The sequence below is a fragment of the Alphaproteobacteria bacterium genome, assembly GCA_040216735.1.
Classification (GTDB): Bacteria; Pseudomonadota; Alphaproteobacteria; order SHVP01; family SHVP01; genus CALJDF01.
On sequence record JAVJOO010000002.1, the window covers coordinates 337,674 to 362,042 of the forward strand.

A 24,369-nucleotide genomic window follows, 5' to 3' on the forward strand; every position below is an offset into this window, starting at 1 on the left:
GCTCCAAAACCAGCGCCCGCGGCGCACTAAGTTGGCGCCCAGCCGCGCAAGTTGCGGCGCCGTTTATTGAATTTCGCCTCCGCCAGGGCCATAAACAAAGTAGAGTAGAGTTCCGGTTGCACCGGGCAACCTAGAGGCAGTTTTGCATGACGTCGGGTCTTGGCACGCATCGTTTGGCTTCCCAGAACGCGGATGACCGCGATCTAGCGACAGCACACCGTGTCCTTGGCCAGGAATCCGCCGCGCTCGCGGAGCTCGCCCGCAGCTTGGACGACCGTTTTACCGCCGCCGTCGAAATCCTCGCCAACGTCGAAGGCCGCGTTATCGTTGGCGGCATCGGCAAGTCGGGCCATGTTGCCGGCAAGGTTGCGGCGACCTTGGCAGGGACTGGAACACCCGCACAGTTCATCCATCCCAGCGAAGCCAGCCACGGCGACCTTGGCATGATCACCGAGCGGGACGCTGTGGTCCTCCTGTCGAAGTCCGGCGAGACGGCCGAACTGGCCGACATCCTGACCTATGCCAAGCGCTTCGGCATCCCCCTCATTGCTATTACCGACAACGCCCAGTCGACGCTCGGTCGCGCCGCGACGGTGGTGCTCCAGTTGCCGTCGATCGCCGAGGCCTGTCCGATGGGGCTGGCACCGACAACGTCGAGCACCATGATGATCGCGCTGGGCGATGCGCTTGCCGTCGCCTTGCTGGAACGCAGCGGCTTTTCCGCCGATCATTTCCGGGTGCTGCATCCGGGCGGACGATTGGGCGCAGCTTTGCTGCGGGTCGGCGATCTGATGCGAAAGGGGACCGAGGTTCCCTTGGCATCGACAACAACCTCGATGTCCGAAGTCCTCCTGGTGATGTCGGCGAAGAACTTCGGGTGCGCCGGCATTGTCGAGGACGGCGACAAATTGGCCGGTATCATAACCGACGGCGATCTTCGCCGGCACATGTCCCCCGGGCTTCTCGAACTACCCGCAGCGGCGGTGATGACCCCGGGGCCGCAAACAATTACCTCCGATAGCTTGATCGCCGAAGCGCTCGCGCTCATGGCGGGCAAAATCACCAACCTCTTCGTCGTCGATGACGGGCGCGTCGTCGGGATTCTGCGGCTGCACGATTGCTTGCAGGCCGGCGCGGCATGACGGCCAGGGCAACCGGCGCGGCGGCCGCGCCGAAGGGGGGGTATTTCCCGGCACCACCGGCCCGCGGGATCGGCCGAAAATACAGCCGCTTCGTCAGCTTGATGAAGGTGATGCTGCCGCTGACAGCCGCGGCGCTCGTCATGGTGCTCGTGGCATGGCCGCAAACCCAAGACGAAGGAGCGACGTTTCGGGTATCCCTCGCTGCCATCCCCGACGGCGACGCCGGCGACGCCGGCATGACTCGGGCTCGCTTCGTCGGCACCGATGCGAGAAATCAGCCCTTCGTGATCACCGCAGACACCGCCGTACCGGACGCCTTGAACCCCGAAAAGATCGACCTCAAGACCCTGCAGGCCGACATGACCCTTTCGGGCGGGTCTTGGATCTCTCTCATGTCGGCCTCCGGCCTGTACAACCGAACCGCCCAGAACCTCGCCCTCCAAGGCGGTGTCGAAATTTTCGCCGACAACGGCTTCGCGCTGCAAACCGCCGCGGTCGATATCGACCTTGAAAACGGTATCGCGTGGGGGCGTCGCCCGGTGCAAGCCCACGGCCCAATGGGCGCGCTCGGCGCGGATACCTTTCGCATTGAACGCAACGGTCAGCGTCTTTTCTTCGAGGGGCGCGTTCGGATGACCCTCCAACCCCCGGCCGCACCATGAGGATCGGCGCGGTTGTTGCCGCGCTGGTCGTGAGCGGCGCACTCCTTTTCCCCGCGAGCGCAAACGCCCAATTCCGCAGCGCCCACGACACCGCCCTGCCGATCGAAATCGCCGCCGACGCACTGGAAGTCCAACAGGACAACCAAATTGCAGTGTTCAGCGGCAACGTCGACGCCAAGCAAGGCAACATGGTCCTCCGGGCGGAGAAGCTCTGGGTTCACTACCAAGAGAGCGCCACCGCGGACACGGCCCAGGCAATTTCCAAGATCGACGCTGAAGGGAAAGTCTTCTTCTCCTCGGGCGGGGAAACCGCCGAGGGCGACCAAGGGGCCTACGACGTCGACAATGCGGTGATCGTCTTGACCGGGCGGGTCGTCCTGACCCAAGGCGACAACGTCCTCAAGGGCAGCCGGTTGGTCTTGGACCTTCGCACTGGCCGGAGTTCCATGGACGCCGACCAAACAACCGGCGACGGTCGCGTTCGTGGTCTTTTCGTGCCCCGCCGCGGCACCGCGCCTTGACGGTCTGTTAACCAAATCGGGGCGAGAGTCCGGACTGGTATAGGGTAGTATTTGATCGATGACTGACGTTCAGACCGAAGAAAGCGGCCCCAGACTCGTTGCCCACAACGAGGGACTGGTTGCGCGCAGCCTCGGGAAATCCTTCCGCAAACGTCCGGTATTGCGCAACGTCAGCCTGTCGGTGCAACGCGGCGAGGCTGTCGCTCTGTTAGGTCCCAATGGGGCCGGCAAGACCACGTGCTTCTACTGCATGACCGGGTTGGTCGCCCCGGACTACGGCACGATTTCGATGGACGGGCACGACATTACGAGCCTGCCGATGTACCGCCGGGCCCGTCTCGGCATCGGATATCTCCCCCAAGAAGCGTCGATTTTTCGCGGCCTGTCCGTCGAGAACAACATTCGTGCCGCGCTTGAGGTGACCGAACCGCTCCATCATCGCCGCGAAGAATACCTTGAGGAGTTGCTGGCGGAATTCTCGATCGAGCATCTGCGCCGGGCGTCGGCCGTGACGCTGTCGGGCGGCGAGCGACGGCGGGTGGAAATCGCCCGCGCGTTGGCTTCGAACCCGAGCTTCATTCTGCTGGACGAACCCCTCGCGGGAATCGATCCGATCGCGCTTGGCGATATTCGCGACCTCGTTGCCCACCTCAAGGACCGGGGCATCGGCGTCCTGATTACCGACCACAACGTGCGCGAGACGCTGGAAATCGTCGACCGCGCCTACATCCTCCATGACGGCGGCATCCTCATGGAAGGACCGCCCTCCGAAATCGTCGCCCACGAGGCGGTTCGCCGAGTCTATCTCGGCGATCGCTTCACGCTGTAGGGGGATCCCGTGGCGCTCGGTCAGCGGCAGGAGATTAGGCAGTCACAATCGCTCGTGATGACGCCCCAATTGCAGCAGGCGATCAAGCTGCTGCAATTGACCAATATCGAGCTATCGGAATTCGTCGAACAGGAGATCGAGCGCAATCCGCTCCTCGAACTCGTCGAGGGCGAACCGCCCGAGCGCGGCGAAGGCGCGGCCGCGACGGAATCTGCGCGCGAGACCGACGGCGTCGACACGGCGTCGTTGTCGACCGCGGACGAGCTCCCCGGTGAAAACGACCAGCCCCTCGATATGAGCTACGACGACGTCTACACCGACAATGCGACAGGCGAGAACTACCCGTCGGACGCCGGGTTGAGCGGCCCCTATGCCACGAGCGGCAGCACCTCGTCGTTCGACGCGTCGGGCGATCTTCTCGAACAAACGATCGGCGAAGACATCGGTCTAACCGATCACCTTATTGCCCAACTCAATATGGACGTGGTCGACCCCGCCGAGCGGATGATCGGCTTCCACCTCATCCACATGCTGGATGAGGCCGGCTATTTGATCGGGGACATCGAGAATATCGCCGAGCAGATCGGCGACTCCGTGGAGCGGGTCGAAGAAGTTCTCAAGAGATTGCAAGATTTCGATCCGGTCGGCGTATTCGCCCGCGACCTTGCCGAATGTCTCGCCCTGCAACTCCGCGAAAAAAACCGCTACGACCCCGCGATCGCGGCGCTCCTCGACAATCTGGATCTCCTCGCCGCGCACAACCACGCTGCCTTGCTCGAACGTTGCGGCGTCGAAGCCGACGACCTCGCGGACATGATTCAGGAACTGCGCCGGCTAAACCCCAAACCCGGCCTCGCCTTCAGCAACGAGATCGCGCAAACCCTCGTTCCCGATGTCTTCGTGCGTCCGAGCGCGAACGGCGGGTGGGCTGTCGAACTCAATAGCGACACCTTGCCGAAAGTCCTGGTGAACCAGCAGTATTTTGCCGAGGTCAATGGACACCCCTGCTCGCGCAAGGACAAAGCCTACATTACCGAACAACTGCACTCGGCAAACTGGCTTGTGAAGTCGCTCGAACAGCGCGCCCACACCATCCTCAAGGTCGCCGCCGAACTCGTCCGGCAACAGGATGCTTTCTTTGCGCACGGCGTACAGCATTTGCGCCCCCTGACGCTGCGCGACATCGCGACCGAAATCGAGATGCACGAAAGTACGGTAAGCCGCGTCACGACGAACAAGTACATGGCGACGCCGCGCGGTACGTTCCAAATGAAGTATTTCTTCACCTCGGCGATCACCTCGACGACCGGCGGCGATTCGCTTTCCGCGGAATCCGTCCGGCACCGGATTCGCGACTTGATCCACAAAGAACCGACAGGGGGCGTTCTGTCGGACGACAAGATCGTCGATATCTTGCGCACCGAGAAAATCGACATCGCGCGGCGGACGGTAGCGAAATACCGCGAATCGATGCGTATTCCCTCATCTGTGATGCGCCGACGGATCAAGCAAACCGGGGCAATGAGCCCAAGATAGCGCGGTTTTCCGCCATATTTTGCATTTAGCCGAATTATTGACATAGCGGCGGCACGGGGCCTATGTTCCGCCGCCTCGGGTCGGACCGGGTGAACATCGCCAGGCATGGACCGTGATCCAAAGCGATAGATGTCGAACAAGCACGGACCGTACGACCCTGACACGACCGGCTCTCCCAGTGTAAGCGGATCGCCCGCAACATCCCTCGACTGAAGCCCTTCCCCAAACCTGACACCCTCAACCAAAGACCAGCGAGCATTCCTAGATGGATATTTCCGACCTACTCAGTGCCGACGCGGTCGTTTCGAATCTAAAAGTCACCGGGAAGAAGCAAGCCTTGCAAGAGGTTGCCGCCGTCGCCGCGCGGATCACCGGCCGCGATGAGCGCGCGATTTTCGACATCCTGCTGGAGCGCGAACGCTTGGGAACCACCGGCGTGGGCCACGGCATTGCGATCCCACACGGAAAGCTCGAAGGACTGGACCGTCTCTACGGCGTGTTTGCACGGCTTGAGAAACCGATCGATTTTGACGCGATCGACGACGAACCCGTCGATCTCGTGTTCGTCCTGCTCGCCCCGGAGACCGCGGGCGCCGACCATTTGAAGGCACTGGCGCGAATCTCCCGGCTGCTCCGCGATCGCCCGTTGTGCGAGAAGATCCGCGGTTCGGACAGTCACGACGCCGTGTACGCCATCCTGACCGAACAAACCGCGACCTCGCACGCCGCCTAAGCCGCGGCGCGGCCGAGTACCCCTCGCTCGGTCAGAAATGCTATCGTCCTGAGCATGCGACTCACCACTCGGGCACTTGGAGCGGCGGTCTTTGCCGCCGCGTTTGTAGCGGCAATCTTCGGTTCGCCGGCGATACCGGCCCAAGCCCAGCAAGCGGTTCCGCCCCCCATCGTTCTTGGCACGCCGGTCGCCTGTGCGATCCCTGAAATCTGCTGGGTCCAAAACTATTTCGACCATGACCCCGGACCAGGTGCCGAAGATCACACCTGCGGCAGGCGGGCCTACGACCGCCACTTCGGTATCGATTTCCGTGTCGCCAACCTCGTGGTGATGCGCCAAGGGATACCCGTGATCGCTGCCGCGGACGGTATCGTGGGCGGCGTTCGCGACGGGATGGACGACACCGGCATCGTTGAGGCGGACGCAAGCAGTGTCCGCGGCCGCGAGTGCGGCAACGGCGTGGTCGTCCGGCATCCCAATGGCTGGACCACGCAGTACTGCCACCTCCTCAAGGGCAGTATCGAGGTCGCCAAGGGCCAAGAGGTGAAAAAGGGGACGCCCCTCGGAAAAATCGGTCTTTCCGGTCTAACCGAGTTTCCCCATGTCCATTTCGAAGTGCGCAACGGGAATACGCGCGTGGATCCGTTCGTCGGTTTCGAGGCCACCGGAAAATGCGGCACCGCCGGTAAACCGCTGTTCGAAGCCGCCCTCATCGACAAGGCCCCCTACGTCGAGACCGGACTCCTCAATGCCGGCTTCACCGACCGACCGCCCAAGGGGTCCGAGGTCCTGGCCGGCGAGCACGCCAACACGTCTCTTCCCGTCGATGCCGCGGCGCTCATCTATTGGGTCGAACTGTTTGGAACCCAGCCGGGCGACCGCGCCAAATTCACCATTCTCGCCCCGGACGGATCGGTACTCGTCAGCCAGACCCGACCGGCGATGGAGAGCCATAGCGCCCGCAACCTCTCCTTTACCGGTCGACGCATCCCGCCGAACGGGTGGCCGCCCGGCGAGTACAAAGGCCTGTTCGAACTGCTCCGCGACGGCGCCGGCGAGACGAAAGTCGCCTTCCGTGTCGACCGGACGGTCCAGGTCGGCGACCCGCAAAACGGAGCGATCCAGAGCAGCGCACCGCCGCCAGCGACCCCGGCGCCACAGGTAGCGCCGCCGCCCAGCACGACCGCGAACCAGGTGGCCGCGACGTCACAAACCGCCGTGGCGACCCCGGCGGCACCGGCAGCCGAAACTGGGACTGGGACTGGAACTGGGACTGGAACTGGAACTGGAACTGGGACTGGAACTGGAACTGGAACTGGAACTGGAACTGGGCCTGGGACTGGAACCGGAACTGAGACAGGAACGGCAACGGAAACCGCCAGGAGCGCACCGGCCGGCCCGCCGCCCCAGGCGGTGCCGAGCGCACCCGTGCCGCGGACCGTCGCCGAGCGTGCCGAGGATCTATTGCCGGTGCCGATCCCTCGGGTTCTTCAGCGACCCGCCGGCCATAAAGGGCCGCCGCCGTGGCTGATCGCCGCAGGGTTGCTGGGTGTTATTTTGGGATTAGCGGGCGTCGCCTACATCACGCGACGTTAGGGCAAGGTTAGTGGACGCTGACCGGTTCCAGGTCGTTCTGGCGGACGACGATTTCAGCAAGCGTCCGATCGGCAATGACCGCGACCTCGCGCCCATCGGCGAGGAACACCGCAAATTGCGTCCCGCCGTCGATCGCGACTGGTTTTATGTACGCGACCCCTTCGGCACCGAGCGCCGCAAACGCCGCCGGTGAGAGTTCACGCATCTGCTGGGCGAGCGCCGTTTTCGATGTGGCGTGTCCTTCTTGATTAGCCATCGTTTAGACCGATATCGAGGGGCTGACGCCCTTTTTTCTTAGCCGAGGTGATCTCTACCGAGCGCACCAGCGACTCCGCCGGTGGCCGCGCCAAATCGATATGTAGCAGGCCCTTGTCGAGGAACGCGCCGGTCACATCGATTCCGTCGGCTAGAACAAAGGCGCGCTGAAACTGCCGCGCCGCGATGCCGCGATGGAGAAACACGCGGTCGCGCTCTTCCACCGTTTGCCGGCCGCGCACGATGAGCTGGTTGGCTTCGACGGTGACGCTGAGTTGATCGTCGGCGAAACCGGCGACGGCGAGCGATATCCGCAGTCCGCCCGGTCCGGTTTGCTCGATATTGTAGGGGGGGTACCCGTCTTGCCCGGATTTGGCGAGGCGATCGACGGTGCGTTCGACCTCCTCAAATCCAAGGAGCAAAGGGTGGTCGAAGAGCGACAAACGCCCCATGGCTTTTCCTCCTCGTGATGAGCGAGTGAAACCCTGAGGCCCACAATGGCACCCCATTGGGAGTAGATGTGGGGGGCCGTCGGGCCTCCGTCAAGGTTACGGGCCTTTGACCGCCAAGATGTCGCGAACGTACTGCGGCAGCGCAAATGCGGCGCCATGGATATCTGCGTTGTAGTAGCGCGTCGCCAGCCCCGCGCCGGCAATCCGTTGCCGCATTGCCGCCGTCGGAGGGGCTGCAAGGTCGAGGCCGTTGCTGCCCCAACCCAGCGCCATGAACCCGCCATAGTAGGTGGGGACCGCGATCACGTAGAAACCATGGTGTTCGAAAACGCCGTCGAACCGTTGGGACGTCCGGCGCAATTCATCGGCCTGCAGGAACGGCACACCGTTCTGCGTCACGACCACACCGCGCGGCGCGAGGATCGATTCGCAGCGTTGGTAAAACGCCCGGGTGAACAAGCCTTCGCCGGGGCCCACCGGATCGGTCGAATCGACGATGACCAGGTCGTACTTTTCCGTCGTCTCGTTGACGAACCCGACGCCGTCGCCAACGATTACATTGGCCCGGGCATCGTCGAAGGCACCGGCGCTTAGGCGAGGCAAGAATTCTTTGCTGAGCGCAACGACCTGACCGTCGATGTCGACCATGGTCGCGCGCTCGACCGGATGGCGCAGCACCTCACGCAACGCGCCGCCGTCGCCGCCCCCAACGATGAGGACGTTGCGCATGTCGCCCAAGGCAAACGCCGCAACGTGCACCAACATTTCGTGATAGACGAACTCGTCGGCCTCGGTCGTCTGCACGATGCCGTCCAGCGCCATGACGCGGCCGAGCGCTTCGTTCTCGAAGATCTCAACGTGTTGGAAATCCGTGTCGCCCTCGAACAATACGTTGCGGCGCGCAAAGGACTGCAACACCGTCGGATGGAGCGTTTCACGGAACCAATCTGTCATATCGTTACACCTCGTAAATACTGGGGTGGGCGAGTCAGGGAGACTCGCCGTAAAGGCGGGCGAATTCGGCGCGCAGTGCGTCCATATGTGTGTTGGCCGCGTCCTGTCCGGCCGGGTCGGCCCAGACCCGGTGTTCGCCGCGGCTGAATGCCACGGCATTTTGCTCATAGAGGAATGCGTTGAACCGGTTGGCGATCCAATTATTGCGGGTCTTGGTGACCTGCGCTGGCATGCCCATCACGATCGAATTGGGCGGCACAACGGTTCCTTCGCGAACAAACGCCCCCCCGGCGACGATCGAGTTCGCACCGATGACCGCGCCATCCATGATCGTCGCGTTGATACCGATCAGACAATTGTCCTCGATGGTGCAGCCGTGAATCGTACAGTGATGGGTGATGGAGCAATGATCGCCGATCACCGTCGGTGTCGTTGCGCCCACATGGATCATGGCAAAGTCTTGAATGTTGGTGTGGGCGCCGATGTCGATCGCGAATACTTCGGCCCGCATCGCGACATTGATCCAAACCGATGACCCCCGTCCGATTTTGACGGCCCCGTAGATTTGGGCGGTGGGATGGATGTATGCGGCGTCGTCCACGCGCACCAACGGTCCAAAATCAGACATCGTACCTCCCGCGACGGGCTTCGACCGGCCGCGCTTAAAGCGGAAACACTGTGGCGACCGTCACAGGGAACCGTCCCCCGCGGCAATAGGGTAACATGGGGAATTCGCGCACACCTGAAGGCAAACAGTAATGTCGACAAGCAAAAGTTTCGAGAGACGTTCGATCGGCGCCCAGACAACCATATTTGGCGAGGGGCAGCCGGGAGACAATGCCTACCTGATCGTTAGCGGCCACGTCGAAATCCGCAAGGGAACGATGTCGGACCATCCCCATGTCATCGCGGTCTTGGGGCCGGGCGACGTCGTGGGAGAAATGGCGTTGTTCGACGAACGGCCCCGCATGGCCGAAGCCGTCACCGTCGAGGACACTGAGGTAATTGTCGTCGCGCGCGACGAATTCATGAAGCGCTTGAACGAAATGAATCCGGTGATGAAGCGTATGCTTCAGATCATGGTGGGCCGCGTCCGCAGCATGACGGACGAGTTCATGAAGCGAAAAGGCGACAGCCGCTGGAGCGACGAGTCGAACGGCGCCCCGCCGTCGTCCTAACAACACCCCGGTCGCCGGCACCTACCCGCGCGGCGCGCGCCCGGCCGTTCTAGAGGGATGGTGGAGCCAGGCGGAATCGAACCGCCGACCTCTTGAATGCCATTCAAGCGCTCTCCCAACTGAGCTATGGCCCCCTAGCGCGGACCGGAACCCGTCCCGCGGGGGGAGAACCTAGGGCCGCTCCGGCGTCGAATCAAGCCCGACCGTACGCGATCCGATCGCCGAGGATTGTGCGGCGGTGGCCCTGGGTTCATCATGCGGAAAAGGAGGCGCCCGATGGCCGAGACCGTACCCCACCCGATGCTCCCCCAGGCCAATCACGACGAGTTGGCGGGGCAGCAGTTCGTGCAAGCCATGAAGATGCACGTATCCTCCAATATCACCGCCGGTAACCACAAGATTTACGACGGCGCGGTGCGGCCGGCGTTCGAGAAGAAGCACCGGCGGCCGCCAGAATCGCGCCACGAGGTGCGGCGGTTGATGGAGCGCGAGCCCTATCACCAGATGTGGGGATCGTTGATGCGCCTCGGCCAAGAACTGATGTGGGACACCGTGATCGACAGTGTCGATCGCCAGCTCGACGGTCTGATCGTGCGCGCCAAGCCGAAGCGGACGGTTGGGACCCTGACGCTCGACCCGACGCTCGAACAGCCGCGCTACCTCGCGGCGGTCGATCAGCACGGCCAACCGGGTAGCTACTATACGGACACCTGCGCGGACGATGTGCGCGCCGGGGCCGTCCTCGACCGCGGCGCATCGATCTATCACTTCGGCCGGGCCGGCGGGGCTGGGATGGAGGGCCGCGGCCGCACGCTGGTCCAATTCCTGTGGGAGAAGTATCCCAGCCTGAATCCGAAAGAGATCCTCGATCTCGGCTGTTCGGTCGGCGCGAGTACCGTGCCGCTGGCGCGGTACTTCCCAAAAGCCCGCGTCCACGCAATCGATACTGGCGCGCCGCTGCTGCGGTATGCCCATGGCCGCGCCGAAGCGATGGGCATACCGATCCATTATGCGCAACAGGATGCGGCAGATCTGAAGTACCCGGACGCCAGCATGGATCTCGTGGTGTCGCTCGTGATGCTGCACGAAACGAGCACCAAAGCGTTGCCCCAGATCCTCGACGAGTGCTACCGCGTGCTACGCCCCGGGGGCGTTGTCGTCCATCTTGAGGTGCCGGTGCGTTACGCGCACATGCCCAACCTGATGGAGCAAGTCCTGCGCGACTGGCAGACCTACTACAACGACGAACCGTTCTGGGGCCGTGTTTGTGAAACCGATTTGGTGTCGGCGCTAACCCAAGCGGGCTTCCGCGACGCCTATGAGGGATACCAACGACAAACTCTCGACCCGCGCCGGGGGGTGACCGGATTCAGCACCACCGCCGACTCCCGTCCCGGCCATTGGTACCTCGCAACGGCGACTAAACCCTAGCGGCCGGCTTCCGAGAAGCGCGCCAGCCCCTAGTTACCGGGGCCGCTTTCGATGACTTCGTCGAGATTGTCGTCGTCGTCGTCATCGTCGAGATCGACGGCGTCGTCGACATCGTCGTCGTCAACATCGTCATCGTCGAGATCGTCGACGAGCTCGTCGCCGTCGTCCTCGCCCCCTGCCGGACGCTTGCGACGGTCGTGTTTGGGCGGTGGCTTTTTCGCTTCTTTGACGACCGCTCGGGGCGCCGGACGCGTAGCCACGACGACCTTGAATTCGGTGCCGCAGCCCGGGCAAATAGCAGGCGATTTGCCCATGTCGTAGAACTTCAGATCGCAACTCTGACATTGGCACTTGCTTCCCCATTCCGGTTTCGCCATCGCCAGCCTCCGCTCTCCAGGAACCCTGATTTCTCTACGTTCGATTGCGGCCTGCAATGCCACGATCCCCGGGCCCTGTCAAAAGCTTTTGCGCCCATTCTGCCGCCGAAAAATCGCCGTCCTTTGGCACGGACAAACGCTGTGCTAGACAACCCCTGACGGCCCTTTGCCGCCGCAATAACGCACTGTCGGAATGACGGCCTTTCAATCGCATCCTCTTCGTACGCCGCTCCGCGGCACCATCGCCATCCCAGGCGACAAATCGATCTCGCACCGCGCGTTGATTTTTGGCGCGTTGAGCGTCGGCGAAACGACAATCGCCAACCTGCTGGAAGGCGATGACGTCTTGCGCACCGCCGCGGCGCTCCGTGCCCTCGGCGCGGCAATCGACCGACGCGACGACGGCAGTTGGAGCGTCCAGGGTTGCGGTGTCGGCGGGCTGCGCGCGCCCGCCGAAGTCCTCGATCTCGGCAATTCCGGGACCGGCGTCCGGCTCCTGATGGGAGTCGCGGCGACCCATCCGTTCGTCACCTTCTTCGGCGGGGACGCATCGCTGAGCCGGCGCCCGATGGGCCGGGTGATGACGCCCCTTGAAAAATTCGGTGCCTCCTTTGTCAGCCGTGACGGCCAACTCCCCTGTGCCGTCGTCGGCGCGCAGCGCCCGCTTCCGATCGAGCACGAAATGACCGTGGCGAGCGCCCAGGTAAAATCGGCGATCCTCCTGGCGGGGTTGAACGCACCGGGAGAGACGAGCGTTCTCGAACGCGCCGCGACGCGCGATCATACCGAACGCATGCTGCGTGCCTTCGGCGCGGATATCCGGATCGACCGCGATGAAGCGTTCACGCGAATCACCGTGGTCGGCCAACCGGAACTTCGCGCCTCCCCCGTCACGGTGCCCGCCGACCCGTCGTCGGCCGCGTTCTTCGTCGTTGCCGCGACGCTAATTGAAGGCTCCGATGTCCTCATCGAAGGGGTCAGCATGAATCCGCTGCGTGCCGGCCTGTTCGACGTGCTGCGCGACATGGGCGCCGACATCGCCGTCGCCAATGCAACGGAAATCAACGGTGAACCGGTTGCCGATCTGCGGGTTCGGTCCGCCGCGCTGCACGGGATCGACATCCCGCCCGAACGGGCACCCAGCATGATCGACGAATACCCGATCTTGGCCGTCGCCGCCGCCGTCGCCCAGGGCGACACGGTGATGCGCGGCCTGGAGGAACTGCGGGTCAAAGAAAGCGACCGGCTGAGCGCGATCGCCCTGGGACTTGAGGCCTGCGGTGTGGGCGTCGCGCAATCCGCCGACGGTCTTGTGGTGCACGGCTGCGGCGGTGCCGTAAACGGCGGCGGACGCGTTGTGACCAACCACGATCACCGCATTGCCATGGCGTTTGCCATCCTGGGCCTTGCCGCGCGGCACCCCGTTACGATCGACGACGACCGCATGATCGCCACGAGCTTCCCCACCTTTATGCCGCTGGCCCAGCGGCTCGGCGCATCGCTGGTGCCGCTGAACCAATGATTGTGGCGATCGACGGACCGGCTGCCGCCGGCAAGGGGACGTTGGCACGCAAAATCGCGGGAGCCCTCGGTTTTGCCCACCTGGATACCGGCGCGCTCTACCGCGCCGTGGGGCTACGGGTGCTCCGGGCCGGCCAGGATCCCAGCGACCCCGAGGCGGCGCTGCGCGCGGCGCGCGCCCTCGATCCAAGCGAGTTGTCCGATCCGGCACTCCGCGACGAAGCGACCGGATCGGCGGCATCGATGGTCTCGGCCTACCCGGCGGTGCGCGCCGCCCTGCTCGATTTCCAGCGGAATTTCGCCAAAACCCCGCCAAACGGGGCCCCCGGCGCGGTAATCGAGGGCCGCGACATCGGCACCGTTATTTGCCCGGACGCCGATATCAAACTCTTTATCGACGCCGCGTTGGCGGTCCGGGCCCAGCGGCGTCACGGGGAACTCACCGGCAAGGGAAGCGGGATCGCCCTCGCCGAGGTGCAAGCCGAGATGGCCGCGCGGGACGCGCGCGACCGCGAACGCGCCGATTCCCCACTGCGGCCCGCACCGGACGCACACTTGCTCGATACCACGGATTTGGATATAGACGGGGTTTTCGCGGCAGCCATGCGCCTTATTGGCAACGTCGCGAAGCTGCAGGGGCGCTAACCCGTCCGGCAACACTACCAGCGGAAAGTATGGTCTCAATCCCGTGTGCTGGAAGTCCGCATCCCGCGGCTCGAGGCATCTAACCCGTTCATGGCGAACGGTTGGCCAGACAGAAAAGGATGTGAACCTATGTCGGCAACGACACACGAAGCCATGCCCAACACCGGCGAAGACTTCGCCGCCCTCCTCGAAGAATCCCTCGGTGCCAACGAAGACCTCGAAGGGTCGGTAATTAAGGGAATCGTCGTTGCGATTGAAAACGACGACGCGGTGGTCGACGTCGGACTGAAGTCCGAAGGTCGGGTCGCGCTCAAGGAATTTGCACTGCCGGGCCAGCCGGCCGAAATCAAAGTCGGCGACACTGTCGAGGTCTACCTCGAACGGATGGAAAACCGGAACGGCGAAGCGGTACTCAGCCGTGAAAAGGCGCGCCGCGAAGAATCCTGGGAAAAGCTCGAAGAAGCATTCGAAAAGACCGAGCGGGTCACCGGCCACATCTTCGGTCGCGTCAAAGGCGGCTTCACCGTCGACCTTTCGGGCGCCGTCGCCTTTCTCCCGGGCAGCCAGGTCGACATCCGGCCGGTCCGCGATGTCGGTCCCCTGATGAATTCGCCGCAGCCCTTCCAAATCCTCAAGATGGATCGCCGCCGCGGCAACATCGTCGTCTCGCGCCGCGCGGTTTTGGAAGAGACCCGCGCCGAGGCCCGTTCGGAACTTCTCAACACCCTCTCCGAGGGACAAGTTCTCGATGGCGTCGTCAAGAACATCACCGATTACGGTGCGTTCGTGGATCTGGGCGGCATCGACGGCCTCCTCCATGTCACCGACATGGCGTGGCGCCGCATCGGGCACCCCTCCGAGGTTCTGAATATCGGCGAGACCGTCAAAGTTCAGGTCATCAAAGTGAACCCCGAGAGCCAGCGCATTTCGCTGGGGATGAAGCAGCTCGAATCCGACCCATGGGATGGCGTCGAGGTGAAATTCCCGGTCAATGCCAAGTTCACGGGCCGGGTCACGAACATCACCGACTACGGTGCATTCGTCGAGCTGGAACCGGGCGTCGAAGGACTGGTCCATGTCTCCGAGATGAGCTGGACCAAGAAGAACGTCCACCCGGGCAAGATCGTCTCCACCAGCCAAGAGGTCGAGGTCGTCATTCTCGACGTCGATGCCGCCAAACGGCGGATCAGCCTCGGTCTGAAGCAAACGATGGACAACCCGTGGGAAGCGTTCGAGGCCTCCCATCCCGTCGGCACGTTGGTCGAAGGCGAGATTAAGGGCATCACCGAATTCGGCCTGTTCATCGGCCTCGACGGCGGCGTGGACGGTTTGGTCCATCTGTCCGACATCACCTGGACGGGATCGGGCGAAGAAGCCGCCGCCCAGTACCAAAAGGGCCAGATCGTCAAAGCCAAGGTCCTCGATGTCAGCACCGAGAAAGAGCGCATCAGTCTCGGCATCAAACAGCTCACCGACGATCCGTTCGATTCAGTCTCCGACGGCGTCGTCAAGGGCAGCACGGTGACCTGCACGGTCTCCGAGGTAAAAGAGGGCGGCATCGAAGTGACCTTGCCGACCGGCTGGTCGACCTTCATCCGACGTTCCGACCTGTCGCGCGACCGTTCCGACCAACGCCCGGACCGATTCGCACCGGGCGACAAGGTCGACGCCAAGGTGATGTCGGTCGATCCCGAGAACCGCAAGGTCAGCGTTTCGATCAAGGCGCTCGAAGTTGCCGATGAAAAAGAGGCGATGGCCCAATTCGGTTCGTCCGATAGCGGTGCAAGCCTTGGCGACATCCTCGGTGCCGCGTTGCGCGACAAGGAAAAAGCCGGCGACAAATAGGACGAGGCAATGACCACCGACGCGGACGGGATCGTCGCCCGACGCCGCTTGCGTCGGTGGCTCGCCTTTTGGCGGGTGTCGGCACTCGTTGCCGGCGCCGCGCTTATCCTTGCGGTCGTTGCCGTCGTGACGGATTTCGATCCGATCGGCGACCGCCAGCACATCCTGCGCGTGACCGTCAGCGGCATCGTGTTCGACGATCCCTCGATTCTGGACGGCCTCGAACAAGCCGCCGAGGATGACGCGACCCTCGCCGTTCTCGTCATCGTCGACACGCCGGGCGGCACGACAACCGGCGGCGAATCGATCTACCGTGAACTGAGGCGGATCGGCGAGAACGGCACACCCGTCGTCGCCGTCATCAGAACCGTGGGGGCGTCCGCGGGCTACATGGTGGCGTTGGCGGCGGACCGAATCTATGCCCTGGAAACCTCCATCACCGGCTCGATCGGCGTTCTGCTGGAGACCGCCGAGGTCAGCCGATTGCTCGACCGCCTCGGGGTATCCGCCGAGACCTTCCGCAGCGCGCCGCTCAAGGGTCAACCGTCTCCTTTCCAGCCGCTGGACGAACGCACCCGGGTGGCGACCCAATCCCTGATCGACGACGTTTACGCGTGGTTTCTGGAGATTTTTGCCGAACGCCGCGGGCTCCCGGTCGAGACCGCACGGGGCCTAGCCGATGGCCGGGCCTACACCGGACGACAAGCGCTCGCGCTCGACTTGATCGATGCGATCGGCGGCGAGCGGGAAGCCTTGGCGTGGCTGGTCGAGACGCGCGGGATCCCCGCCGACGTCCCGGTGATCGACCTCGACCGCGACGACGATCCCGAGACATTTTTCGACCTCGTCACGGGCTTGGCCAAAAAAACGCTTCTCTCAGAACGACTTAGGCTTGACGGCCTGATGTCGGTTTGGCACCCTGGCGAAAATTAGCCAGCAATATCAGCGCACTATGCGAAATCAAGGAGCGTGACGCGGTGGTCAAATCCGAACTCATCATGCGTCTCGCGGAAATGAACCCGCATCTCTATCAGCGCGATATCGAACGCATCGTGTCGACCATCTTCGACGAAATTTCGAACGCCCTCGCCCGCGGCGACCGGGTAGAGCTGCGCGGTTTTGGTGCCTTTTCAGTCAAACAGCGCGCGGCGCGGGTTGCTCGCAATCCCCGGACCGGCGAAGCGGTGCGCGTGACCGAAAAGCATGTCCCGTTTTTCAAAACCGGCAAAGAATTGCGGCAAAGCCTCAACGACGGCGACGGCGACGACGCGACCGAATCGGCGGTCTAAGCCCGCGAGCCGCGTCGCGCGCCCCGATCACCCCATGCGCGCCCTCTCCAGTCTTTTGACCATCGTTATCGCGGCAATCGTGGTTTGGTTCGCGATTGCCAACCGTCACATCGTCCCGCTGACCTTCGACCCGCTCCCGCTATCCATCGAGCTCCCGTTCTTCCTGCCGATCTTGATCGCCGTCCTGCTCGGCCTGCTCGCGGGCGGCCTTATTTCCTTGCGTGCCGCGGGCGAACGGCGGGCGCGGCTGCGCCGCGCCGAGCGGCAACGCGACGAACTCCAGCAGAACCTCGATACCGTGCGGGATAAGGGACCGGCCGGCACGAGCCCGACAACCCTCGGGCGCTCGGGCTAGTGCACCACCTCGATCGCGCCGCGGTCGCGAAAGCCCTTCCCTACCACGCGCTCGTCGATGCCCTCGAAACCGCGTTCCGCGACGGCGTGACGACACCGCTCCGCGGCCACCATGAAATTTCGGTACCGGGCGGCACCGACGGCGCCATGCTCGTCATGCCCGCTTGGAAAGCCGGGCGCTACATCGTCGTGAAAATGGTGTCCGTCTTCCCCGACAATGCCAACCGCGGCTTAGCCTCGGTGCAGGGTATCGTCGTGCTGATCGACGCCACGACCGGCCAGCCGCGGGCGACGCTCGACGGGCCGGAGATCACCGGCCGCCGCACCGCGGCGGCTTCCGCGCTAGCCGCCCGCTACCTTGCCCGCCCCGACGCGCACCACCTGCTGGTGATGGGTGCCGGGACGCTGGGCGGACATCTGGCCCGTGCCCACAGCGCAGTCCGGCCGATCCGGCAAATCAGCGTGTGGAACCGAACGCCGGCGCGCGCCGAAAAACTGGCCGACGACCTCCGGCGCGACGGCTTCGAGGCGGCGGCCGTTGCCCAGCCCGACGCCGCGATGCGGACCGCCGATATCGTCTCGTGCGCAACGATGTCGCCGATACCGTTGGTCCATGGCGCGTTGCTCAAACCGGGCGTCCACGTCGACGTCGTTGGTGCCTATCGCCCCGACATGCGCGAAACCGACGACGACACGGTACGGCGGGCGCGTATTTTCGTGGATACCCGCGAGGGTGCGCATGCCGAGGCAGGCGACATCCTCCTGCCTCTAGAACGCGGTGTCATTGCCGACTCCGATATCCGGGGCGATCTCTTTTCGCTCTGCCGCGGCGCAACGACCGGGCGGGAATCAGCCACCGACATCACGATGTTCAAATCCGTCGGGACGGCCGTCGAAGACTGGGCCGCCGCCGTTCTCGCCTACGAGATATCGTCGTCGTCGACACCGTGACGCGGTTTGCCAGCGTCGAACCGCGGTGCTACACAGCCGCAGCGAACTGAGCCCCCGGGGGCCCCAATGCGACACGCAAATCCCGTTTACTGCGCCCTCGACACCACCGATGTCGACCGCGCCCGCGCGCTCGCGCGCACCCTCAAGGGAAGCGTTGGCGGCCTCAAGATCGGCAAGGAGTTCTTTACCGCCCACGGTCCGGACGGCGTCCGCCGGGTCCTCCCGGGCGGTGTACCGCTCTTCCTCGACCTCAAGTTCCACGACATTCCCAACACCGTGGCCGGTGCCGTCCGTGCCGCGTGTGCCCTGAACCCGGTCATGTTGAATGTCCACGCCGCCGGCGGCACCGCCATGATGGAGGCGGCGCGCGATGCCGCCCAGGAATCGGCGACGCCGCCGTGGGTTCTCGCCGTGACCGTGCTCACGAGCCTTGATGCCCAGGACCTTGCAAGCATCGGCGTAACGGGCTCGCCCGAAGATCAGGTGGTTCGCCTCGCAACCCTCGCGCAACGCGCCGGGTTGACCGGCGTGGTTTGCGCCGCCGCCGAGATCTCGGCCCTGCGCACCGCCTGCGGCCCCGACTTTAAGCTCGTGGTCCCCGGCATTCGCCCGGCAGGCAGCGCCACCGGCGATCAGAAGAGAACCATGACACCCGCCGAAGCGCTGGAGCGCGGCGCGGACGTTCTCGTTATCGGCCGCCCCATCACCGCGGCCGCCGATCCGGCCGCCGCTGCCCAAGCGATCGCGCGCGACCTCGGCGTATCGGTCGCCTAGGGTGTCGGTCGCCGCAAAGGTCTGCGGGCTTTCCACCCCGGATGCTGTTGACGCGGCGGTCGCCGGCGGCGCGGCTTTTGTCGGCTTCGTCTTTTTTCCGTCGAGCCCCCGCCACGTGACCCCGGGAAAAGCCGCCGAACTGGCGCAAGCGGTGCCGCGATCGACGCAGAAGGTTGCGGTCGTCGTCGATCCGACCGACGACGAGCTCGATACGGTCCTCAGGTCGCTGGACGCCGACCTGGTGCAACTCCATGGACAGGAATCGCCAGAACGGGTCGCCGCCATTCGCGACCGGTTCGGCTGTGGGATCGTCAAGGCGATCTCGGTCGCGGACGCCCAAGATGTCGTCGCGGCAAAGCGCTACGAAAGCATCGCCGACATGGTGCTGTTCGATGCCAAGCCACGCGCCATCGACCCGGTGCCGGGCGGCAACGCCCGATCCTTCGACTGGTCGCTCCTGGCCGGTATCGAGATGGAACTACCATGGTTTTTGTCCGGCGGCCTCACCGCCGATAACCTTGCCGATGCGGTCGGGACGACGGGTGCCCGTCTGGTCGACGTCTCCTCCGGTGTCGAATCGACGCGCGGCACCAAAGATCCCGCTATGATCGCCGCTTTCTTGATGACCGCGCACAGGCTCTAAGAATGACCACGGCCAATTCCTACCGCACCGGCCCCGACGAAAGCGGGAACTTCGGCATTTTCGGCGGCCGCTACGTCGCCGAGACATTGATGCCGTTGATTCTGTCGGTCGAAGAGGCCTGGAACACGGCGTCGCGCGACCCTGCCTTTCGCGCGGAACTCGATGAGTACCTGCGCGACTACGTTGGCCGGCCAAGCCCGCTCTACTTCGCCAAACGCCTGACCGAGCATCTCGGCGGCGCCAAGATCTATTTCAAACGCGACGAGCTCAACCACACCGGTTCCCACAAGATCAACAACTGCATGGGACAAATTTTGCTCGCGCGGCGCATGGGGAAGACGCGCATCATCGCCGAGACCGGTGCCGGGCAGCACGGCGTCGCCACCGCCACCGTTGCGGCTCTCTTCGGGATGCCGTGCATCGTCTACATGGGCGAGACCGACATCGCGCGCCAACAACCGAACGTCTTTCGCATGAAACTGCTGGGTGCCGAAGTTCGTTCGGTGACCTCAGGGTCGCGCACGCTGAAGGATGCGATGAACGAGGCGCTCCGCGATTGGGTCGCCAACGTCCATGACACCTACTACATCATTGGCACGGTGGCCGGCCCCCATCCCTACCCGGAAATGGTGCGCGAGTTCCAATCGGTAATCGGGCGCGAAGCGCGCGCCCAAATGCACGAACGCGAGGGCAGACTCCCCGACACGCTGGTCGCCTGCGTCGGCGGGGGCAGCAACGCGATCGGGCTGTTCCATCCCTTCCTGGACGACAAAGATGTGGCGATTGTCGGCGTCGAGGCCGCCGGCAAAGGCATCGATACCGACGAACATGCGGCCTCGCTTACGCGGGGACGCCCGGGCGTCCTCCACGGCAATCGCACCTACCTTCTCCAGGACGCAGATGGCCAAATCACCGAGGCTCACTCGATATCGGCGGGCCTCGATTATCCCGGCATCGGACCCGAGCATGCGTGGCTCAAGGATCAGGGCCGGGTGACCTACGTTTCGGCCACCGATGCCGAAGCGCTCGACGCGTTCCAGCTTTGCTGCAAACTCGAAGGCATCATCCCGGCCCTGGAACCGAGCCACGCCCTGGCGCACGTGATGCGCGTGGCGCCGACGCTGCCGGCGGACCACATTCTTCTGATGAATATGTGCGGACGCGGCGACAAAGACGTCTTTACCGTTGCCGCGGCAATCGGCGTGGATCTGGAATGAGCGCGCGCCTCGACCGCCGTTTCGCGCAGCTTCGCGCCGCCAACCGCGCCGCGTTTGTGCCGTTCATCACGGCCGGCGATCCGGACCCGGATACCTGTGCGGCGTTGCTGCGCCAGCTCCCCGCCGCCGGCGCCGACATCATCGAGTTGGGCATGCCGTTTTCCGACCCGATGGCGGACGGCCCAGCCGTGCAAGCCGCGAGCCTGCGGGCCCTGCGCGCGGGAACAACCTTGAAAGACGTCTTGGCACTTGTTGCCAGCCACCGCCGCGATGACGCCGACACCCCGATCATCCTGATGGGGTACTACAACCCGATCTACAGCTACGGCGTCGCCAAATTTCTCGCCGACGCGACGGCCGCGGGCGTCGACGGACTCATCGTCGTCGACTTACCGCCCGAGCACGACGACGAGCTTTGTTTACCCGCCGTCGAAAGCGGCATCAGCTTCGTGCGGCTCACCTCACCGACGACCGACGATGTGCGCTTGCCCCGCGTTCTGGAGAATGCGTCAGGCTTCGTCTACTACGTGTCCATCACCGGAATCACTGGAACGAAAAGCGCCGATAGCGCGCAGGTGGCCGAGGCCGTCGCCCGCCTCCGGCGTCACACCGGATTGCCGATCGCGGTCGGTTTCGGCATCCGAACCGCCGAACAAGCTGCAGCAATCGCCCGTACCGCCGATGCTGCCGTAGTCGGTTCGGCCATCGTCACGACGATTGAAGAAAGCCTCGACGCCGGTGGACGCGCGACCCCCGCAACGGTCGATCGCACGCTCGCTCTGGTCCGCGAAATCGCCGCGGGCGTCCACGGCGCGCGCGGCTCGTGACCGTTCGCCTTTGGAATGGTAGATTGAGCGTCCAATGAACTGGCTCACCAACTTCGTCCGCCCCAAGATGCGCGCTTTTTCCCGCAAGCGCGACGTGCCGGAGAACCTTTGGTCCAAATGTCCGAGTTGCGGCCAAATGCTGTTCCACCGCGATCTGTTGGAGAACCAGCACGTTTGTCCGTCGTGCAATCATCACCTACGAATCGGCCCGACCCAGCGCTTTGAGGCTCTGTTCGACGATGCCCGTTACACGCGGATCGAATTGCCCGATGTCCTGGTCGATCCCCTCAAGTTCCGCGATCAAAAGCGCTACACCGACCGGCTGAAGGAAAGCCGCGCCAAAACCGGCGAGGACGAAGCGGTCGTCGTCGCCCATGGCACCGTTGGCGGGCAAAAGGCCGTGATCGCGGTGCAAAATTTTGCCTTCATGGGCGGATCGATGGGGCTGGCGGCGGGCGAGGCGTTGATCTCGGCCGCCCGTTTGGCGGTGTTGCAGGAGGCGGCGCTCATCGTCTTTGCCGCCGCGGGCGGCGCCCGAATGCAAGAGGGCATCCTGTCGCTCATGCAAATGCCGCGCACGACGATTGCCGTCGAGTTGGTTCGCGAATCGCGTCTCCCCTACATCGTCGTCCTGACCGACCCCACGACCGGCGGGGTGACGGCGTCGTATGCCATGCTGGGCGATGTGTCGATCGCCGAGCCCGGCGCGTTGGTCGGTTTTGCCGGACCGCGTGTGATCGAAGAGACCATTCGCGAACAACTCCCCGATGGCTTCCAGCGCGCGGAATTCTTGCTTGAGCATGGGATGATCGACATGGTCGTCCATCGCCACGAATTGCAAAAGAAACTCTCTCAGATTCTCGACTTGCTGATGAACCCGAACCGGCCCGGCGACGCAGGCCAACCGGACAAGGAAGCCGACGCAGACACAGACGCGTCCTAGACCGCCGCCTTGAAAATCGACGAGTTCCTGCTGCGGTTCACGCAGCTACACCCCAAATCCATCGACCTCTCCTTGGAGCGTATCGGCCGCCTGCTCCACCGCCTCGGCGATCCCCAGCGCACCTTGCCGCCGGTCGTGCATGTTGCCGGCACCAACGGGAAAGGGTCTGTCGTTGCCGATCTGCGCGCCATTCTGGAATGCGCGGGCCGCCGGGTTCATTGCTACACTTCACCGCATCTCTTGCGTTTCAACGAACGGATCAGACTGACAACCGGCCTGATCGAGGATCGCGAACTTGAAGCCCTATTCGACGAATGCGACAGCGCGAACGGTGCCGATCCGATTACCTTCTTCGAAATCACGACCGTCGCCGCGTTTCTCGCCTTTTCGCGCCACCCCGCGGACTACGTCCTGCTCGAAGTCGGCCTGGGCGGACGGCTCGACACGACTAATGTTTGCGAGACGACCGCGCTATCGGTGATCACACCGATCTCCTACGACCACCAACGCTTCCTCGGCGACACCCTCGACGCGATTGCCCGCGAGAAGGCCGGGATCATGCGCCAAGGCATCCCGGCGATCGTCGGGCCGCAACCGCTGGAGGCCCAGACCGCAATCGCCGCGGTCGCGCAAAGTGTCGGCGCGCCGCTCTATGTGCACGGACGCGACTGGTCCTACGCCGACGGCCCGCCGCTGCGGGTGCGACTGGGCGACGTCGACTACGCCATGGGATCGCTCGCCCTCGCCGGTGCGCACCAACACGTCAATGCCGGCCTTGCGGCGGCGGCGGCTCTCCTGCTGGGCGATCCGGCGATCGACCGGGCAGCCCTGGCGGGCGGCCTTGCCGCGGCCGTGTGGCCGGCCCGGCTTCAGCATCTCGACGCGGGGGCGTTGCGCAATCTGCTGCCCGACGATGCCGACCTCTATCTGGACGGCGGCCACAACGAAGGGGCCGCGACGGTGCTGGCTGATTGGATCGCCGCAAACGCACCCGACGGCCGCGCGACCTATGCCGTGATCGGCATGATGAAAACAAAGGATGCCGCACGTTTCTTCACGAACTTGCGCGGCACCCCGGCGCAGATTCTGTGCGTCCCGATCCCCGGTGAGGAAAACGCCTTCGCGCCGGCGGAGATCGCAAACTTGGCCAGTGCTGCGGGCCTATCCGCTCGACCCTGCGAGAGCGTTGCCGCGGCACTGTCCGTTGTCGCCCGCACCGACTCCCGACCGCGCGTTCTTATTTGCGGTTCGCTCTATCTCGCGGGCACCGTCTTGCGCGAGAACGGCAACACTATCGTCTAATGAAAAAGGGCGGCGCATGCGCCGCCCTTCCGTGCACTTTCGTCCGGTTTAGATTTCGGACTGAATCCATTCCATGAGTTTGTTCTTGGGCAACGCACCGACTTTGGTCGATGCCACCTTGCCGTCCTTGAACAACATCAAGGTCGGAATGCCGCGAATACCGTATTTCCCCGGCACCTGCGGGTTTTCGTCGATGTTGAGTTTGGCGACCGTCACTTTGCCCGCCATTTCATTGGAGATTTCCTCCAGCGCCGGACCGATTTGTTTGCATGGACCGCACCATTCGGCCCAGTAGTCGACGACCACCGGCCCGCTCGCGCCGAGTACGTCGGTTTCAAACGATGAATCGGTAACCTTGGTCGTCGGCATAGTGAAAATCCTTCGAAGGAGTG

Annotated in this window: 28 protein-coding genes and 1 tRNA gene; 22 read left to right on the forward strand and 7 right to left on the reverse strand. The window is 63.9% G+C overall.

The window, feature by feature from the left end; translation table 11 throughout:
• Positions 1–146 precede the first annotated feature (146 nt).
• From RID42_02775 to RID42_02805, 7 genes are all read left to right on the forward strand, one after another.
• On the forward strand, positions 147–1,142 hold the full coding sequence (locus tag RID42_02775; protein ID MEQ8246581.1) for a KpsF/GutQ family sugar-phosphate isomerase: 996 nt from the start codon (positions 147–149) through the stop codon (positions 1,140–1,142).
• Positions 1,139–1,804 carry a hypothetical protein gene (locus RID42_02780; GenBank protein MEQ8246582.1) on the forward strand — a complete coding sequence of 222 codons (666 nt, stop codon included), beginning with the start codon at positions 1,139–1,141 and terminating at the stop codon, positions 1,802–1,804. The genes RID42_02775 and RID42_02780 overlap by 4 nt, the downstream gene beginning before the upstream one ends.
• Positions 1,801–2,325, forward strand: a complete 525-nt coding sequence (lptA, locus tag RID42_02785; GenBank protein MEQ8246583.1) for a lipopolysaccharide transport periplasmic protein LptA — start codon at positions 1,801–1,803, stop codon at positions 2,323–2,325. Before RID42_02780 ends, lptA begins: the two co-directional genes overlap by 4 nt.
• A 58-nt stretch (positions 2,326–2,383) precedes the next feature.
• Positions 2,384–3,154 (forward strand): LPS export ABC transporter ATP-binding protein, encoded by a 771-nt coding sequence (lptB, locus tag RID42_02790; protein ID MEQ8246584.1) that lies wholly within the window; start codon positions 2,384–2,386, stop codon positions 3,152–3,154.
• A gap of 9 nt (positions 3,155–3,163) precedes the next feature.
• On the forward strand, positions 3,164–4,690 hold the full coding sequence (gene rpoN / locus RID42_02795; GenBank protein ID MEQ8246585.1) for an RNA polymerase factor sigma-54: 1,527 nt from the start codon (positions 3,164–3,166) through the stop codon (positions 4,688–4,690).
• Positions 4,691–4,955: 265 nt separating this feature from the next.
• Entirely contained in the window at positions 4,956–5,423 is a 468-nt protein-coding gene (gene ptsN / locus RID42_02800) for a PTS IIA-like nitrogen regulatory protein PtsN (protein ID MEQ8246586.1), read from the forward strand.
• 54 nt (positions 5,424–5,477) lie between these two features.
• The gene (locus RID42_02805) at positions 5,478–7,019 is read left to right on the forward strand and encodes a M23 family metallopeptidase (protein MEQ8246587.1); all 1,542 of its coding nucleotides are present in this window, start codon (positions 5,478–5,480) and stop codon (positions 7,017–7,019) included.
• 7 nt (positions 7,020–7,026) lie between these two features.
• Here the strand turns inward: RID42_02805 and RID42_02810 are convergent, their stop codons facing one another.
• From RID42_02810 to RID42_02825, 4 genes are all read right to left on the reverse strand, one after another.
• The gene (locus RID42_02810; GenBank protein MEQ8246588.1) at positions 7,027–7,275 is read right to left on the reverse strand and encodes a DUF1150 family protein; all 249 of its coding nucleotides are present in this window, start codon (positions 7,273–7,275) and stop codon (positions 7,027–7,029) included.
• Positions 7,268–7,726, reverse strand: coding sequence for an Hsp20 family protein (locus tag RID42_02815; protein MEQ8246589.1), 459 nt, complete (start codon positions 7,724–7,726; stop codon positions 7,268–7,270). Before RID42_02815 ends, RID42_02810 begins: the two co-directional genes overlap by 8 nt.
• 96 nt (positions 7,727–7,822) lie before the next feature.
• A complete protein-coding gene (speE, locus tag RID42_02820) occupies positions 7,823–8,680 on the reverse strand; it encodes a polyamine aminopropyltransferase (protein MEQ8246590.1) in 858 nt (285 codons plus the stop codon).
• Positions 8,681–8,714: 34 nt separating this feature from the next.
• Positions 8,715–9,308, reverse strand: coding sequence for a gamma carbonic anhydrase family protein (locus RID42_02825; GenBank protein MEQ8246591.1), 594 nt, complete (start codon positions 9,306–9,308; stop codon positions 8,715–8,717).
• Positions 9,309–9,438: 130 nt separating this feature from the next.
• Here RID42_02825 and RID42_02830 point away from each other — a divergent pair, with 130 nt between their 5' ends.
• Positions 9,439–9,858 carry a cyclic nucleotide-binding domain-containing protein gene (locus RID42_02830; protein ID MEQ8246592.1) on the forward strand — a complete coding sequence of 140 codons (420 nt, stop codon included), beginning with the start codon at positions 9,439–9,441 and terminating at the stop codon, positions 9,856–9,858.
• A 58-nt stretch (positions 9,859–9,916) separates the two neighbouring features.
• Here the strand turns inward: RID42_02830 and RID42_02835 are convergent.
• Positions 9,917–9,992: transfer RNA gene (locus RID42_02835), tRNA-Ala, on the reverse strand.
• Positions 9,993–10,134: 142 nt separating this feature from the next.
• Between RID42_02835 and RID42_02840 the strand changes: the two genes are divergently transcribed.
• A complete protein-coding gene (locus RID42_02840; protein MEQ8246593.1) occupies positions 10,135–11,289 on the forward strand; it encodes a class I SAM-dependent methyltransferase in 1,155 nt (384 codons plus the stop codon).
• A 29-nt stretch (positions 11,290–11,318) separates the two neighbouring features.
• Here RID42_02840 and RID42_02845 read toward each other — a convergent pair whose 3' ends face one another.
• Positions 11,319–11,666, reverse strand: coding sequence for an FYDLN acid domain-containing protein (locus RID42_02845; GenBank protein ID MEQ8246594.1), 348 nt, complete (start codon positions 11,664–11,666; stop codon positions 11,319–11,321).
• A 193-nt stretch (positions 11,667–11,859) separates the two neighbouring features.
• Between RID42_02845 and aroA the strand changes: the two genes are divergently transcribed.
• The 13 genes from aroA (at position 11,860) to RID42_02910 (ending at position 23,977) form a co-directional block, all read left to right on the forward strand.
• Positions 11,860–13,188 (forward strand): 3-phosphoshikimate 1-carboxyvinyltransferase, encoded by a 1,329-nt coding sequence (aroA, locus tag RID42_02850; protein MEQ8246595.1) that lies wholly within the window; start codon positions 11,860–11,862, stop codon positions 13,186–13,188.
• Positions 13,185–13,832 (forward strand): (d)CMP kinase, encoded by a 648-nt coding sequence (gene cmk, locus RID42_02855; protein ID MEQ8246596.1) that lies wholly within the window; start codon positions 13,185–13,187, stop codon positions 13,830–13,832. The genes aroA and cmk overlap by 4 nt, the downstream gene beginning before the upstream one ends.
• Before the next feature lie 129 nt (positions 13,833–13,961).
• A complete protein-coding gene (rpsA, locus tag RID42_02860) occupies positions 13,962–15,677 on the forward strand; it encodes a 30S ribosomal protein S1 (protein ID MEQ8246597.1) in 1,716 nt (571 codons plus the stop codon).
• A gap of 9 nt (positions 15,678–15,686) precedes the next feature.
• Positions 15,687–16,610, forward strand: coding sequence for a signal peptide peptidase SppA (gene sppA / locus RID42_02865; GenBank protein MEQ8246598.1), 924 nt, complete (start codon positions 15,687–15,689; stop codon positions 16,608–16,610).
• A gap of 44 nt (positions 16,611–16,654) precedes the next feature.
• Positions 16,655–16,966, forward strand: a complete 312-nt coding sequence (gene ihfB, locus RID42_02870; GenBank protein ID MEQ8246599.1) for an integration host factor subunit beta — start codon at positions 16,655–16,657, stop codon at positions 16,964–16,966.
• 34 nt (positions 16,967–17,000) lie between these two features.
• Complete coding sequence (locus RID42_02875) at positions 17,001–17,321, forward strand: lipopolysaccharide assembly protein LapA domain-containing protein (protein ID MEQ8246600.1); 321 nt, start codon at positions 17,001–17,003, stop codon at positions 17,319–17,321.
• Positions 17,321–18,271: an ornithine cyclodeaminase family protein gene (locus RID42_02880; GenBank protein ID MEQ8246601.1), complete on the forward strand. Its 951-nt coding sequence runs from the start codon at positions 17,321–17,323 to the stop codon at positions 18,269–18,271. The genes RID42_02875 and RID42_02880 overlap by 1 nt, the downstream gene beginning before the upstream one ends.
• Positions 18,272–18,337: 66 nt before the next feature.
• Positions 18,338–19,045: an orotidine-5'-phosphate decarboxylase gene (gene pyrF / locus RID42_02885; GenBank protein MEQ8246602.1), complete on the forward strand. Its 708-nt coding sequence runs from the start codon at positions 18,338–18,340 to the stop codon at positions 19,043–19,045.
• A 1-nt stretch (position 19,046) separates the two neighbouring features.
• Positions 19,047–19,688 (forward strand): phosphoribosylanthranilate isomerase, encoded by a 642-nt coding sequence (locus tag RID42_02890; protein ID MEQ8246603.1) that lies wholly within the window; start codon positions 19,047–19,049, stop codon positions 19,686–19,688.
• 2 nt (positions 19,689–19,690) lie between these two features.
• Entirely contained in the window at positions 19,691–20,905 is a 1,215-nt protein-coding gene (gene trpB / locus RID42_02895; protein MEQ8246604.1) for a tryptophan synthase subunit beta, read from the forward strand.
• The gene (gene trpA, locus RID42_02900; protein ID MEQ8246605.1) at positions 20,902–21,732 is read left to right on the forward strand and encodes a tryptophan synthase subunit alpha; all 831 of its coding nucleotides are present in this window, start codon (positions 20,902–20,904) and stop codon (positions 21,730–21,732) included. The genes trpB and trpA overlap by 4 nt, the downstream gene beginning before the upstream one ends.
• Before the next feature lie 34 nt (positions 21,733–21,766).
• The gene (gene accD, locus RID42_02905) at positions 21,767–22,675 is read left to right on the forward strand and encodes an acetyl-CoA carboxylase, carboxyltransferase subunit beta (protein ID MEQ8246606.1); all 909 of its coding nucleotides are present in this window, start codon (positions 21,767–21,769) and stop codon (positions 22,673–22,675) included.
• 9 nt (positions 22,676–22,684) lie between these two features.
• Positions 22,685–23,977 (forward strand): folylpolyglutamate synthase/dihydrofolate synthase family protein, encoded by a 1,293-nt coding sequence (locus RID42_02910; protein MEQ8246607.1) that lies wholly within the window; start codon positions 22,685–22,687, stop codon positions 23,975–23,977.
• Positions 23,978–24,025: 48 nt separating this feature from the next.
• Here RID42_02910 and trxA read toward each other — a convergent pair whose 3' ends face one another.
• Positions 24,026–24,346: a thioredoxin TrxA gene (gene trxA / locus RID42_02915; protein ID MEQ8246608.1), complete on the reverse strand. Its 321-nt coding sequence runs from the start codon at positions 24,344–24,346 to the stop codon at positions 24,026–24,028.
• Positions 24,347–24,369: the final 23 nt, after the last annotated feature.